The sequence below is a fragment of the Bacillus paranthracis genome, assembly GCF_001883995.1.
GTDB lineage: Bacteria > Bacillota > Bacilli > Bacillales > Bacillaceae_G > Bacillus_A > Bacillus_A paranthracis.
Window position 1 is genome coordinate 433,133 of record NZ_MACE01000018.1, and the last position, 12,598, is coordinate 445,730.

The following is a 12,598-nucleotide window of genomic DNA, read 5'->3' on the forward strand; positions in this document are numbered from 1 at the left end:
TATACTACATTTTAAGGGAGCGTTTTATTATGAAAGAAGCATTTCGTTTACAAACTGATTTTTCATCTTCATTTGATCGCTGGGTAAGTTCTTTCGTGTCTGATCACCCAGCACAATTAGAATGGACGACTTTGAAAGAATTAATCCATGAATATACAACAACACATACAAATGACTCGTTACCAACATATATTTCTTCAGCTTTCACATATTACGCACAACGCGTTTCAACAGCAAATAACTCAGAGATTGTTATTTTTGAAAATCATACAATCTCTTAATCTATCGTAAAAAGCACTGGTTACAGTGCTTTTTATTTATACTTATTTAGCAAATCGGCATATTCCGTCAAAAAATTTGTATACATACTTAAATCAAATTCATCTAAAATTATCTTTTTACTTGAGTTATTATTAAATAATTGTTTTGCTTGTAGTGCCAAAACGACAATTTGTTTTTTATAAAAATAGAAAGTGTCATGATATTTACAGCTTCATGACACCTTCTACATAAACTTATTTTCTAATTTTTGCTGAAAAGACTTTTCTTGCTTACGTAATAATTGACTACCTCGTTGTAAAAGCGGCATTCCATACTTATCATTAATTTGATCAATGACAGCAAGTAGCGGCTCTTCTTTCGCATCTTCTTCAAATGAAAACAAATCTAATTGCTTCACCGATTCAGTCTTCCACTCTATTTCAGTAGCTGTAACACCTAATAAACGAACGGAATCGCCATCCCAATGTTGCTTCCATAAACGAGAGGCCGCTTGAAAAATATCTCGTTCTTCCCAAATGGCATTTTTCAATTGCTTACTCCTCGTTACTGTCCGCCTATCATGATATTTAATCATAATTTGAATATTATAGCTGACAAGAGTTCGCTTTTGTAATCTTTTACTCACTGATTTTGATAGCCTTTCTAACATATCAAGTAATTCTTTTTCTTCATCCATATCCTTTGAAAAAGTCATCGAATTACCAACGCTTTTATGTTGTCCCATTTGACTCGGATCAACTTCTCTATCATCCACACCTTTCGCCCTTCTTTGTAAATCAACACCATGCTTTCCAATTTTAGCGCGAATGATATGTTCATTTCCTTTTGCTAACTGTTCAATTGTTTGTATATGAATATCTTTTAATTTCTCAGCTGTTTTTTCTCCAATTCCATGCATCGCTCCAACCGGAAGTGGCCAAATCATTTCTGGAATATCTCGTTTTCGGAGCACGGTAATACCGAGAGGCTTTTTCATATCAGAAGCTGTTTTTGCTAAGAAAAGGTTCGGAGCAATCCCGATGCTACACGGAAGCTGCAATTCTGTTAATAACGCCTGCTGAATCATCTTTGCTATTTCAAGAGGTGAACCGAGTGCGTAACAGTCTGTAATATCTAAATACCCCTCATCTATTGAGACTGGTTGTATTTTTTCCGTAAAACGGGAAAGAATTTGAAACATTTGAAATGAAGCTTCGCGATATAATGTAAAATTAGGGCGCCTTACAATTAATTGCGGACATAACCTTTTCGCTTCCCAAAGTGGCATCGTTGTACGTATTCCATATTCTCTCGCCTCATAACTACATGTTATGATAATTCCTTTTCTTTCTTTTTCATTTCCAGCAACCGCTAACGGCTTCCCTTGTAACGATGAGTCATGAGCAATTTCAACAGATGCGAAAAAACAATTCATATCTACATGTAAAATAACACGACCTTTTTTTGGATACATTTCTCGCATAGTACTCACCCCCTAATCAGAACGTTCGTTCTTTTATTATAGCAAATTTTGCACAATAATTATAATTATTACTTGTTCTTTTCCATCATATTTATTGCTATAATTTAAATGAAGTGGATATTTTTGTAATTAGGGGTGATTATTATGAAATCAACTGATAAACTCAATTATACGTTTCTCATAATTATACTAATCGTCGCAATCAATTATTTACTTCTTCCTATATTTGATATAAACATAGCTGGTTTCTTTCCTCGTCTAGTCCATGTAGTAACAACTTACATACTGCCATGGATTTTCTTGTATTGGCTTATCCGCCTTGTAAAAGCAATCGAATCAAAGTAAAAAGCGTGTAAATCACAATTGATTTACACGCTTTTTTGTTATATTATTTCGCTACTTCCTCTATGATTGCAACAACTAATTCTGCTGTTTTCGCTAATTCTTCAACAGGAATCTTTTCGTTTGTTGTATGAATTTCTTCATAACCAACTGCTAAGTTAACTGTTGGAATTCCGTGTCCAGCAATTACGTTTGCATCACTTCCGCCACCACTTTGGTGAAGAGAAGGTGTACGACCAATTTTTTCAGCTGCGCGTTTTGCAACTTCTACAACATGATCGCCATCAGCAAATTTAAATCCTGGATACATAACCTTTACTTCAACATCTGCTTGGCCGCCCATTTCTTTTGCAGTTGTTTCAAATGCTTCTTTCATTTTCGCAACTTGTACTTCCATTTTTTCATTGATTAAAGAACGCGCTTCTGCAAAGATTTGTACATGATCGCAAACGATATTCGTTTGTGTACCACCTTCAAAACGTCCAATATTTGCAGTTGTTTCAGAATCAATACGACCAAGTGGCATTTTCGCAATTGCTTTTGCTGCGATAGTAATTGCAGATACACCTTTTTCTGGTGCTACACCAGCATGAGCTGTTTTCCCGCGAATAATCGCATTCACTTTCGCTTGTGTTGGAGCTGCAACAACGATTTCGCCAACTTTCCCATCGCTATCTAACGCGTAACCATATTTCGCTGTAATGCGCTCATGATCTAATGCTTTTGCACCAACAAGACCAGATTCTTCTCCAACTGTAATAATAAATTCAATTGTACCATGAGGGATATTTTTTTCTTTTAAAACACGGATTGCTTCGAACATGGATGCTAATCCCGCTTTATCATCCGCCCCTAAAATCGTAGTACCATCTGATACGATATATCCATCTTTAATAGAAGGCTTAATTCCATTACCAGGAACTACTGTATCCATATGAGAAGTAAAGTAAATTGTATCAACACCATCTTTTGTTGCTGGTAATGTACAAATTAAGTTACCTGCACCATGCCCAGTAACAGCCATTGTATCATCTTCAAATACTTCTACACCTAAATCTGTAAATTTCTTTGTTAATACTTTGCAAATTTCTGCTTCAAATTTCGTTTCAGAATCTACTTGTACTAACTCCATAAATTCATTTACTAAACGTTCTTGATTAATCATAAGACTGCGCCTCCTGCACTACCATTATGTATGTAACACTATTAATTATAACAGAATTTCGCAAAAGTTTCGAAATACAAGACAAAAAACAGACGGTTTATATGTCTAGATAACCATCTGCTTTCTATTACTCATTTAACAATACCCAGCGCATATGATCTTCCCACACTCCATTAACCATTAACATCTTCCTAGACACGCCCTCATACTGAAAACCTATCTTCGTTACGACTTGTATAGATGCTAAATTTCGTGGCATAATCGGTGCTTCTATACGATGTAATTGAAATTCCTCAAAAGCAACTTGAATCGCTTTTCTAAGCGCTTCTGTCGTATAACCTTTGTTTAACTCTTCCTTATCTAATTTATAGCCGAGTACACAAGATTGGTAAATTCCACGAACAATTAAATTAAATGAAATACATCCAATTATTTTCGTATCATCACCTTTTTTAAAAATCCAAAGTCTGATGATTTTACCTTCTGCGATCTCTTTTCTATCCTTTTGTAACTTTTTCTTTTGATAATCTAACGTAAAAAAATCATCCGGTCTATACTCTTCCCAGGCTTTTAAAAATTCACGATTTCTGTCGTAATATTGAAGAACTTTTTCAGCATACGACTCATCAATTTCCCTTAAATGTAAACGATTTGTTTCATATATTTTCATCATCGTATCTCCATTCTTCAGCTTGCATAACAAAAAACTTATACCCTATCATTCTTATATATTCTCTACGTACATACAAATTTCCTGTTATACTTTACACACACTTCTCGAATTTTGTCATTTCTCTCCCCCTTGTCCACAATATCATTTCTCGTTACAATGATATTGTACTGATTTGCAAGGAGGTTTAACGATGCATAAAAAAGCTCAAAAAGTTATGATTTATGTAATGCTAATTTCTATGCTTGTAACAACATTACTTGCTGGCGCAAGTATGTTTTGGTAAAAAGGACGATCTGTTCGTCCTTTTTTTACTTTTTACACATAATAAAATAAACCATCTCGAAATCGAGATGGTTTATTTTATGTAAAGCACAATCGCTACAATACTAAAGAAAAATGACATTACAAGTGCTATCACAAAACTTGTATATTGTTTCTGCTGAAATGCCCCAATAACAAAAGTAAGATTAAGTAATGCCATACATACAATCGCTACAAGATAAGAACATATATTAAAAGTTGCCAATATGAATGTAATAATAAATAGAAATCCCATAAAAAACTGCATATACGAAAGTTTTGGATTCAAGTACATATGAGCAACCCCTTTATCTCATTTTATCTTTCTATACTCTCATTAACGCATGGTTATGTACACATGTCAAGACAACTTATTACAATAGAAAAAGCCAACTTTTCCGTTGACTTTTTCATATGCAATGGCTCCTTTTTCTTTTGCCAATTGCTGAAATGACTTTTTCGATTTTACAATCCATACTTTCGTTCCAATTGGAATGCGATCAAATAAATATTCCACATCATTTTTCTTCATTCTTATACATCCTTGTGAAATATACTTTCCAATTGAACTCGGTTGGTTTGTTCCATGTATTCCATATTTACTCCCATCAGTTCCTCTTGCATTAAATCCCATCCACCTAGATCCAAGTGGATTTTTCGGTGATCCCCCAGGAATATTCTTCGCAATATAATATGGGTCCTTTGCTTTCATTACAATATCAAAAGTTCCCTCTGGGGTTAATTCATTTGTTTTTCCTGTCGCGACTGGAAAAACCTTTTGAATCTTTCCATCGTCAATATAAGCTAGTTTATTCGTCGCTTTATTTACAATAATGAAAGGATCACCGGCACGCGGATTATCACCAAGAGGCCAAATAGGCGATAAAGAAAGACATAATAGGAAAGAGAGAAGATACGGCATAGATAATTCCTACCTTCTATATAAGTTCTTTTATATTATCCTTTCCTTTAAAGCGACTTTTAATGAGTAAATATTGTTCCATTTCGTATACAAGTTGAACAAGTTTCGCACGTATCTCAAATTCTTCACGTGTAGCCGGCAATGGCATATCTCTAAATAATTCTCGCATTTCTTGAAGCTGCCTTAAAGAAATAACCCCGGTACTCTGAGGGCTAATAGCATTTCCAATGTTTTCAACCACATCCGCAATCATGTCCGCTTGTTCATATGTCCATGATAAAGAAGCTGCTAACGGAATCATTCGCTCTAAAATTTCGAATTGTTGCATACGCATATTGAAATAGCGATAGTAATAGTCATCTTCTCGCATAAATGCATTCTCAAGTTTCTTAAACGATAAATCTCTAGCTTCATTTAGCATCTGTTCAGTTTCAATAAGTTCTGCTCCGCTCCAACTACTTTCTCGGTTTCGTAAATATACAACCATTTCAAACAAAATCGTTTTAAAATTATTTTCTATTTTACCTTGATACTCTTTTAGCTTATTTTCACTACTTGGCATATACATATTTACTAATAGAGCCACGCTAATCCCTATCGTTAATATCGCAATTTCATTCCCAACAATAAGCCATGTAATTTGTTTCAATGAATATAGATGCATCACAATAACTGAACTCGTAACAATACCTTCTTGAATTTTAAACATGACTGCAGTCGGAATAAATGTAAGTAATAGTACGCTAATTGCTAGTGGTGTATATCCAATTGTTTCAAAAATACAAAATGCGAACACCATTGATAATACACAGGCTAAAAAACGGTGTAACGACACTTGAAGTGATTTACGTTTCGTATTTTGTACGCATAATATAACTAAAATACCCGCTGAACTATAAAATTCCAACCCTAATAACTGTGCAATAAAAACGGCTGCGCCTGTCCCTATTGCTGTTTTTACTGTACGGTATCCAATTTTGAACATAGCATTGCTCCTATATGTATAAACGTATTTACAGTTAGTATAAAAAAAGGATGACACAATGTCATCCTTTTCTACTTATTATTCACGTAACCTTTACATATTACAATATCTTTTGTAAAAATTGTTGCGCACGCTCACTTTTCGGTGCTGCAAAAAATTCTGCTGGCGCACTATCTTCTACAAGCTTTCCACCATCTAAAAAGAGAACACGATCTGCTACTTCTTTTGCAAATCCCATTTCATGTGTAACAATCGCCATTGTCATTCCTGTCGTAACTAATGATTTCATAACTTCTAACACTTCTTTTACCATCTCTGGATCTAGTGCTGATGTCGGTTCATCAAATAACATTACTTCTGGTTCCATTGCTAACGCTCTTGCAATTGCTACACGTTGCTTTTGTCCTCCCGAAAGACGATTTGGATACGTATCTTTTTTATCTAATAAGCCGACCTTTTCTAACAGTTTTTCGGCTTTCTTTTCAGCTTCTTGTTTCGTTACTCCTTTTACATTGATAGGAGCATACGTAATATTTTCTAATACAGTCATATGAGGAAATAGGTGAAAATGCTGAAATACCATTCCGACATTTTCACGAACGTGCATAATATTCGTTTTTGGATTCGTTACTTCTTCCGTTCCAATCCAAATGTGACCATTTGTCGGTGCTTCTAACACATTCATACAACGTAAAAATGTTGATTTCCCTGATCCAGACGGTCCAATAATTGCTACTACTTCCCCTTTTTCAATCGTTGTTGTAATCCCTTTTAATACTTCGTTTTTTCCAAATGATTTATGAAGGTTTTCAATTTTAATCACTTTTCTTCATTCTCCCTTCAATTGCCTTCCCGACTAATGTAAGAATAATGACTAGCATATAATAAATGAGTCCAACAAAAAGTAATGGTTCAAGGTATTTAAAAGTCTCCCCGCCTACGATATAAGCACGACGCATTAAATCCGTTGCTCCTATTACTGTTACTACAGCCGATTCTTTCGTAAGTGTCGCAAACTCGTTTACAAGTGCCGGTAATATATTTTTTAAAGCTTGAGGAAAAATGATATTTCGCATCATTTTTCCGTATGGAATTCCTAAAGCCATCGCCGCTTCTGTTTGTCCTTTATCAACCGCTTGAATGCCGGCACGGATTACTTCTGACATATATGCACCTGAATTTAAGCTAAATGCAAGTACAGCTGCTAAGAATGCCGGTATTTCATAACCAATTATTTGCGGGACACCGAAATAAATAATCATTAATTGCAATACAAGTGGTGTACCACGGAAAATTGACGTATAAAGATCTGCCGCTATATTTAATGCTCGTATTCTAGCAATTTTGCAAAGTGCTAATAACGTCCCTAAAAGAAACCCTGCTAAAGCTGATACTGCTACAATTTTCAAAGTAACTTCTAGACCTTTTAATATATATGGTATCGAAGGCGTAATCGCCGAAAAATCTAAGTTCATTCTTTTCATTCCCCTCACAGAAAAGTGAAAGGCAGCTTATTTTTCGCTGCCAAACCATTTCTTCACTAATTTATCCATTTCTCCATTTTCTTGCATTTTTTTAATTACTTTATTAAATTCAGCTGTTTTATCACTGTTTTTCGGAAGGGCAATTGCTGCTCCAACTTCTTCTGGAGCTTCTTTAATTTCAATTCCTTGTAAATCTTTCATTTTCTCTAAATAATTTTTAGCAACTGTGTCTTCTATAATTGCAGCATCAAAACGACCAGCTTTAATTTCTTGTACGATTTCTGGTATACGGTCACGTCCCTCAACTTTGAAATCTACTTGCTTTTTAAATTCTGCTGCTTTCTCTTCTTGAATAGATCCTGTTTGTACCCCTACTTTTTTCCCTTTTAAATCCTCTATAGATTTAATGTTAGAGTCTTTTTTAGAAACGACCATGTTTTTCGCAACAAAGTAAATATCTGTGAAATCAACATTATTTTTACGCTCTGCAGTTGGCGTCATACCTGCCATTACGAAATCAACTTTTCCTGAGCTAAGAGATGCTAATAAACCACCAAAATCCATATCTTTCACTTTCACTTCATAACCAAGTTCTTTTCCGATATATTTAGCAACATCAACATCAAAGCCGATAATTTCATCACTCTTTGAAGCTTCTACGTATTCATATGGTTTATAATCTGCTGAAGTCCCCATAACGAGTACTTTTTTATTTTTTCCAGTAGCCTTTTCTTCCCCATTACTACAAGCACTGAACATACTTACAATTAAAATAAGTGCAAACGATATTGATAATAACTTCTTCATCTTTCTTCCCCCTAATAATGTATATTTAAAAGTTTAATAGAATATTTATTCGATGTTTGTATTGTATCAGCACTTTTATTTTTATGCAATATATAAAATAAAAATAAATATAAAACGAGTTAAAATACAGTTATCCGTGTATAAAAAGATGCATAAAATAACAAAACTATGCATATCCCAAAAATTTTAATACGAAATAAAAAAAGGCGGTACATCCACTTGAGTATGGACGTACCGCCTTTTCATTTATTTTTATAAGGACTTATAATCAGTTGGGATGAACCACCTCCACTGATTATAGTTCTTCGCAATTCTCTTCGAAATACGATTGTAGTTTTGCAATAACTTGCATCGGTTCATGACCTTCAATTTCATGACGCTCTACCATCGTTACAATTTTTCCATCTTTTAATAAAGCAAATGATGGAGAAGATGGTGGATACCCTTCGAAATATTCACGAGCTCTTGCTGTCGCTTCTTTATCTTGACCTGCAAACACCGTTACAAGGTGGTTAGGACGTTTATCATAATGTACAGAATGCGCAGCAGCAGGACGAGCAATACCGCCTGCACAACCACATACAGAGTTTACCATTACAAGTGTTGTTCCATTTCTTTTAAACGCTTCGTCTACTGCTTCTGGCGTCGTCAATTCTGTATATCCAGCAGAGACAATCTCTTCACGCGCTTGGCGGACAACATCATTCATAAAAAAGTTAAAATTAATCAATCTTTTCCCTCCTCTAAAACTACCTATTTGTATCTTACCAGTTAATGTTTATGAAATACAAGTAAGTTTACTTGTATTTCAGCATAGAAAAGGTGTTAGAGCTCTTGCTCTAACACCTTTTCTCAATGACCACGATGTTTTTGCTTTGCTTTTTGTACTTTGATTAAACGTCTTCTTTGTTTTTCAGCCTCTCGCTTCTCCTTAGATTGCACTTTCTTTTCTTGTTTATGCAGTTCATAAGATAAGCTAATTGCCTCTTGCGCCTTAGTAAAGCGGTTTACATTTACTTCTTTTGCAGCTTGTCGTATGATTCGCTTTATATTTTTGGGACGCTGTTTTTCTTTCACTTCCACGCCACATTTTGCAAAGTGCTGAAAATACGCTAACATTGAACCGTTCACAAATATAAGCACTTCTTCGTCTGAAGGTTCCGTTCCAAAAATATATCTCGCTCCATACAACTTCCCTTTTTCTTTACATGTAATGATTCCAACAAAAAATTGGCCATCGTGATATACTGTCAAATCCATTGACAGCCCCCCCTAAAAAAATTAGAAATACGGGACATCCCGGAGGGGAAGGTTACTGACATGAAATCATGCGTCTGGACTACCAACCAGAACTGTGTTTTTGTATTTCTTTCACTATTATTATATCTTTTTTTCCATAATCTTCATATATTCACTAATCATTTTTTTATGCGACCCAACAATATAGTCAGGTAGTTCTGTTAGTGGGAAGAATTTAAGCTGAACCGCTTCTTCTTTGTTCATAACAAAATCTCCATCGTATTCGTCCGTATAATAAGCGGTCGTTACAGATTGAAATTCATCACCGTTTGCTAATTTTGTAAAATAGTTCGCTCCAGAAAACACATTGATTAATCGTAGGTTCTTCACCTTTATTCCTGTTTCTTCGTATACCTCACGAAAAGCAGTTTCTTCTGGTGATTCACTAAGCTCCATTAATCCACCAGGCAGCCCCCATTTTCCGTAAGGCTCTGTTCTTTGTTGTAATAATACATATCTATTTTCATTTATAACGAGTACAACAGCACCAACTAAAATTAAAGGGCGATGACCAACTATTTTCCGTAATTCTTCTACATATCCCATCGTATCCCTCCTTTTTCGTTGTCCACACTATTGTATCATATGTATGAAACGACAAAATGCGTATATTTTTCATTTTTTTAACAAAATATTTATTTTATGTGTTTCATCTACTGTAGCTAACAAAATGGATTCAACTTCTGCGTTTTTCTCTAGAAATTCTCTCGCCCATTCTTCTGTTTTCCCTAATAATGCAAGAACATCTTGCTGAATGCTCCCATCCTTTACTAATACAAAAGAAACTGGAGATTTTTTTCCCGCCACTTTTAGATCAAGTCGGGAAACTGCCTCATATTCTGGATACCGAAATATAGAAACGACACCGTTCGCTTCCCATAATGCTAATTTGATTGTTTGAATATCGCTCACATTTCGCATACGAAGTTCTGAAAATAAATATTCCACGGTAATTCTCGCTTTTTTCAAATTGCTAAAATCAATGGAGCCGTTGTGTATAAGAATGATAGGTGCTGGCTCTAAAAAGCGTCTCCATCTATCCCACTTCAACATTAAAACTGAACTTATAATATGAAGTACAACGAGTATAAACGTTGTAATCATCGAGCCCATTAATCCTACTTTTTCATCAGACAATGCGTTAGAAATATTCCCGCCAAGCAATAACACCAATACAACATCTAAAAAGCGAAGTTGTGCGATGGACCTTTGCCCCATCGCTTTCGCAACTAATATTAAAAATATGTATGCTATAATAGCCCGAATAACCCATTCACTATTAGAAAGATGCCGTGCTCCCTCAAAAATATGCATATGCATCACTTTGCACTCCTTACATCCTAAACTGCTAGTCTGTTTTAGTTTGCAACGTTTATGAGTATATATGTAAAAAAGCTGGTTCGTTTAAAAACGAACCAGCTTTTTTTACTTAACGGAAAACATATACTTTTTATACGTTTTTCGTACCGATAATATGAGACCCATCATAATCATATTCGAGAACAAGGAACTTCCCCCATACGATAAGAAAGGTAATGCAATCCCTTTTACAGGCATTAATCCAACAATCATACCGATATTTTGGAATATTTGAACCGTTAATATCCCAATTGACCCAGCACATAATAATGTACCGAATAAATTATCAGCAGAATAACCGATAATAATTGTTCTATATAGTAGTAATAAGAACAAGAATACAACTAACGCTGCTACGATAAATCCACCTTCTTCGGCAATTGTAGCGAAAATAAAGTCTGTATGCTTCTCAGGGATATAAACATTCCCTTCGCCAAACCCTTTCCCTTCCATACCGCCACTACCTACAGCTAAAATTGATTGCTGTGTTTGATAACCTTGATCTGTATGTTCAAATGGATCTAACCAACCTAAAATACGTGATTGTTGGTGCGGTTTTAGTAGCGTAACTAACTTATTAAAGAAGAAATCCTCATACCTTACGTAAATAAATATTAACGTGGATAGTATGGTGACTGGAATAACTGTACATAACGCTATCAATTTCTTCTGAATACCTGACATAAATAAAATACATGCAATGGCAGCAGCGTATAAGAACACCATCCCCGTATCCGGTTGGCTATATACAACAGCCATAGGCGGGAGGGATACTAGCATAATTTTACCTACTAATTTTAAGTCCGTTTGAAATGTCCTTGCCATATACTGCGCATTATGTTTCACTGCTATACTTGCTACTACGAGAAGCAATGAAATTTTGAAAAACTCAGATGGCTGAATTTGTCCAACTAACGGAAATACAAACCATCTTTTTGCACCTAATTTTTCAGGTGTGAAATTGGAAACCGGTAGTATTTTCAAAAGAATAAGTGAAGCAAATCCAACGATATAAAGTGGCCAAGACAATTTTTGTAATTGATCTAAGTCGATGCTTGCAACAAGCAATAACAATACAACCCCAATTATGTAGTTCAAACCTTGTTTCATCGCAAAGTTTGCCTCTCCATATTGGCCAGTTTGCTGACTGCTATATATAGCAGCTATACTTGTAACACATAATGCTAACAAAATTAAAATTAATTTTACATCTAAACTTTTTAGAAACTCGGTACTTCTTTTCATGACATCCTCCTGAAACATTGTTACAGCAAAATAAAAAACCAGGAGTCAACATTCTTCATGTTTTGACGACTGATTACACATTATCTATAAAACACTTATATAGAATAACTCTCTTTTTCATACAATACAATATATTATACTACAGTTTCGTCAGTAAGATTTGCCAAAAAAATTATTCTTTTCTTATTTTATATCCATATACCATATATCAGCAATGTATTTTCATAAATTCCTAATACATAATGGTTCATTGTAAGATTACTGGGAAAGGTA

17 protein-coding genes and 1 pseudogene are annotated in these 12,598 nt (G+C 34.8%); 3 read left to right on the forward strand and 15 right to left on the reverse strand.

The features are described from left to right. Positions 1-29: 29 nt before the first annotated feature. Positions 30-281 (forward strand): DUF3932 family protein, encoded by a 252-nt coding sequence (locus BAQ46_RS08390; protein WP_000656490.1) that lies wholly within the window; start codon positions 30-32, stop codon positions 279-281. Between the two features lie 32 nt (positions 282-313). On the opposite strand, the pseudogene BAQ46_RS31525 reads toward BAQ46_RS08390, so the two are convergent. Both BAQ46_RS31525 and BAQ46_RS08400 read right to left on the reverse strand, forming a co-directional pair. After that, positions 314-463 (reverse strand): annotated as a pseudogene (locus BAQ46_RS31525) (DNA polymerase IV); the annotation flags it as partial. A 42-nt stretch (positions 464-505) separates the two neighbouring features. Next, positions 506-1,744, reverse strand: coding sequence for a DNA polymerase IV (locus BAQ46_RS08400; RefSeq protein ID WP_001208839.1), 1,239 nt, complete (start codon positions 1,742-1,744; stop codon positions 506-508). Positions 1,745-1,888: 144 nt separating this feature from the next. Between BAQ46_RS08400 and BAQ46_RS08405 the strand changes: the two genes are divergently transcribed. After that, positions 1,889-2,089 (forward strand): hypothetical protein, encoded by a 201-nt coding sequence (locus BAQ46_RS08405; protein ID WP_000842869.1) that lies wholly within the window; start codon positions 1,889-1,891, stop codon positions 2,087-2,089. Between the two features lie 43 nt (positions 2,090-2,132). Here the strand turns inward: BAQ46_RS08405 and BAQ46_RS08410 are convergent, their stop codons facing one another. Then, on the reverse strand, positions 2,133-3,251 hold the full coding sequence (locus BAQ46_RS08410) for a tripeptidase T (RefSeq protein WP_071741833.1): 1,119 nt from the start codon (positions 3,249-3,251) through the stop codon (positions 2,133-2,135). 127 nt (positions 3,252-3,378) lie between these two features. Beyond that, on the reverse strand, positions 3,379-3,924 hold the full coding sequence (locus tag BAQ46_RS08415; protein ID WP_001993297.1) for a GNAT family N-acetyltransferase: 546 nt from the start codon (positions 3,922-3,924) through the stop codon (positions 3,379-3,381). 190 nt (positions 3,925-4,114) lie between these two features. Here BAQ46_RS08415 and prli42 point away from each other — a divergent pair, with 190 nt between their 5' ends. Next, the gene (gene prli42 / locus BAQ46_RS30370) at positions 4,115-4,207 is read left to right on the forward strand and encodes a stressosome-associated protein Prli42 (protein WP_000549038.1); all 93 of its coding nucleotides are present in this window, start codon (positions 4,115-4,117) and stop codon (positions 4,205-4,207) included. Positions 4,208-4,279: 72 nt separating this feature from the next. Here the strand turns inward: prli42 and BAQ46_RS08425 are convergent, their stop codons facing one another. The 11 genes from BAQ46_RS08425 to BAQ46_RS08480 form a co-directional block, all read right to left on the reverse strand. Then, entirely contained in the window at positions 4,280-4,519 is a 240-nt protein-coding gene (locus tag BAQ46_RS08425) for a DUF3894 domain-containing protein (protein ID WP_000281163.1), read from the reverse strand. 66 nt (positions 4,520-4,585) lie between these two features. Next, positions 4,586-5,146 carry a L,D-transpeptidase gene (locus BAQ46_RS08430; protein ID WP_001146559.1) on the reverse strand — a complete coding sequence of 187 codons (561 nt, stop codon included), beginning with the start codon at positions 5,144-5,146 and terminating at the stop codon, positions 4,586-4,588. Positions 5,147-5,162: 16 nt separating this feature from the next. Continuing rightward, complete coding sequence (locus BAQ46_RS08435; RefSeq protein WP_000472680.1) at positions 5,163-6,131, reverse strand: aromatic acid exporter family protein; 969 nt, start codon at positions 6,129-6,131, stop codon at positions 5,163-5,165. A 100-nt stretch (positions 6,132-6,231) separates the two neighbouring features. Continuing rightward, positions 6,232-6,954 (reverse strand): amino acid ABC transporter ATP-binding protein, encoded by a 723-nt coding sequence (locus BAQ46_RS08440; RefSeq protein ID WP_000590218.1) that lies wholly within the window; start codon positions 6,952-6,954, stop codon positions 6,232-6,234. Beyond that, complete coding sequence (locus tag BAQ46_RS08445; protein ID WP_001046921.1) at positions 6,947-7,606, reverse strand: amino acid ABC transporter permease; 660 nt, start codon at positions 7,604-7,606, stop codon at positions 6,947-6,949. The genes BAQ46_RS08440 and BAQ46_RS08445 overlap by 8 nt, the downstream gene beginning before the upstream one ends. Positions 7,607-7,642: 36 nt before the next feature. Further along, complete coding sequence (locus BAQ46_RS08450; RefSeq protein ID WP_000735471.1) at positions 7,643-8,422, reverse strand: transporter substrate-binding domain-containing protein; 780 nt, start codon at positions 8,420-8,422, stop codon at positions 7,643-7,645. Positions 8,423-8,717: 295 nt separating this feature from the next. Next, complete coding sequence (locus BAQ46_RS08460; RefSeq protein ID WP_001998211.1) at positions 8,718-9,131, reverse strand: BrxA/BrxB family bacilliredoxin; 414 nt, start codon at positions 9,129-9,131, stop codon at positions 8,718-8,720. Between the two features lie 143 nt (positions 9,132-9,274). Continuing rightward, a complete protein-coding gene (locus BAQ46_RS08465) occupies positions 9,275-9,682 on the reverse strand; it encodes a YjdF family protein (RefSeq protein ID WP_000366594.1) in 408 nt (135 codons plus the stop codon). A gap of 120 nt (positions 9,683-9,802) precedes the next feature. Beyond that, positions 9,803-10,267: an NUDIX hydrolase gene (locus tag BAQ46_RS08470; RefSeq protein ID WP_014481752.1), complete on the reverse strand. Its 465-nt coding sequence runs from the start codon at positions 10,265-10,267 to the stop codon at positions 9,803-9,805. Between the two features lie 69 nt (positions 10,268-10,336). After that, entirely contained in the window at positions 10,337-11,041 is a 705-nt protein-coding gene (locus BAQ46_RS08475; RefSeq protein WP_000550968.1) for a DUF421 domain-containing protein, read from the reverse strand. A 105-nt stretch (positions 11,042-11,146) separates the two neighbouring features. Then, positions 11,147-12,325, reverse strand: a complete 1,179-nt coding sequence (locus BAQ46_RS08480) for an FtsW/RodA/SpoVE family cell cycle protein (protein ID WP_000831200.1) — start codon at positions 12,323-12,325, stop codon at positions 11,147-11,149. Positions 12,326-12,598 lie beyond the last annotated feature (273 nt).

Bases quoted from the DNA above. Each gene is read 5' to 3' on its own strand.
- BAQ46_RS08425 (WP_000281163.1), bottom strand. From the start codon at position 4,519: ATGTACTTGAATCCAAAACTTTCGTATATGCAGTTTTTTATGGGATTT.
- BAQ46_RS08410 (WP_071741833.1), bottom strand. From the start codon at position 3,251: ATGATTAATCAAGAACGTTTAGTAAATGAATTTATGGAGTTAGTACAA.
- BAQ46_RS08460 (WP_001998211.1), bottom strand. From the start codon at position 9,131: ATGAATGATGTTGTCCGCCAAGCGCGTGAAGAGATTGTCTCTGCTGGA.
- BAQ46_RS08415 (WP_001993297.1), bottom strand. From the start codon at position 3,924: ATGATGAAAATATATGAAACAAATCGTTTACATTTAAGGGAAATTGAT.
- BAQ46_RS08450 (WP_000735471.1), bottom strand. From the start codon at position 8,422: ATGAAGAAGTTATTATCAATATCGTTTGCACTTATTTTAATTGTAAGT.
- prli42 (WP_000549038.1), top strand. From the start codon at position 4,115: ATGCATAAAAAAGCTCAAAAAGTTATGATTTATGTAATGCTAATTTCT.
- BAQ46_RS08480 (WP_000831200.1), bottom strand. From the start codon at position 12,325: ATGAAAAGAAGTACCGAGTTTCTAAAAAGTTTAGATGTAAAATTAATT.
- BAQ46_RS08465 (WP_000366594.1), bottom strand. From the start codon at position 9,682: ATGGATTTGACAGTATATCACGATGGCCAATTTTTTGTTGGAATCATT.
- BAQ46_RS08435 (WP_000472680.1), bottom strand. From the start codon at position 6,131: ATGTTCAAAATTGGATACCGTACAGTAAAAACAGCAATAGGGACAGGC.
- BAQ46_RS08475 (WP_000550968.1), bottom strand. From the start codon at position 11,041: ATGCATATGCATATTTTTGAGGGAGCACGGCATCTTTCTAATAGTGAA.
- BAQ46_RS08430 (WP_001146559.1), bottom strand. From the start codon at position 5,146: ATGCCGTATCTTCTCTCTTTCCTATTATGTCTTTCTTTATCGCCTATT.
- BAQ46_RS08405 (WP_000842869.1), top strand. From the start codon at position 1,889: ATGAAATCAACTGATAAACTCAATTATACGTTTCTCATAATTATACTA.
- BAQ46_RS08390 (WP_000656490.1), top strand. From the start codon at position 30: ATGAAAGAAGCATTTCGTTTACAAACTGATTTTTCATCTTCATTTGAT.
- BAQ46_RS08445 (WP_001046921.1), bottom strand. From the start codon at position 7,606: ATGAACTTAGATTTTTCGGCGATTACGCCTTCGATACCATATATATTA.
- BAQ46_RS08400 (WP_001208839.1), bottom strand. From the start codon at position 1,744: ATGCGAGAAATGTATCCAAAAAAAGGTCGTGTTATTTTACATGTAGAT.
- BAQ46_RS08470 (WP_014481752.1), bottom strand. From the start codon at position 10,267: ATGGGATATGTAGAAGAATTACGGAAAATAGTTGGTCATCGCCCTTTA.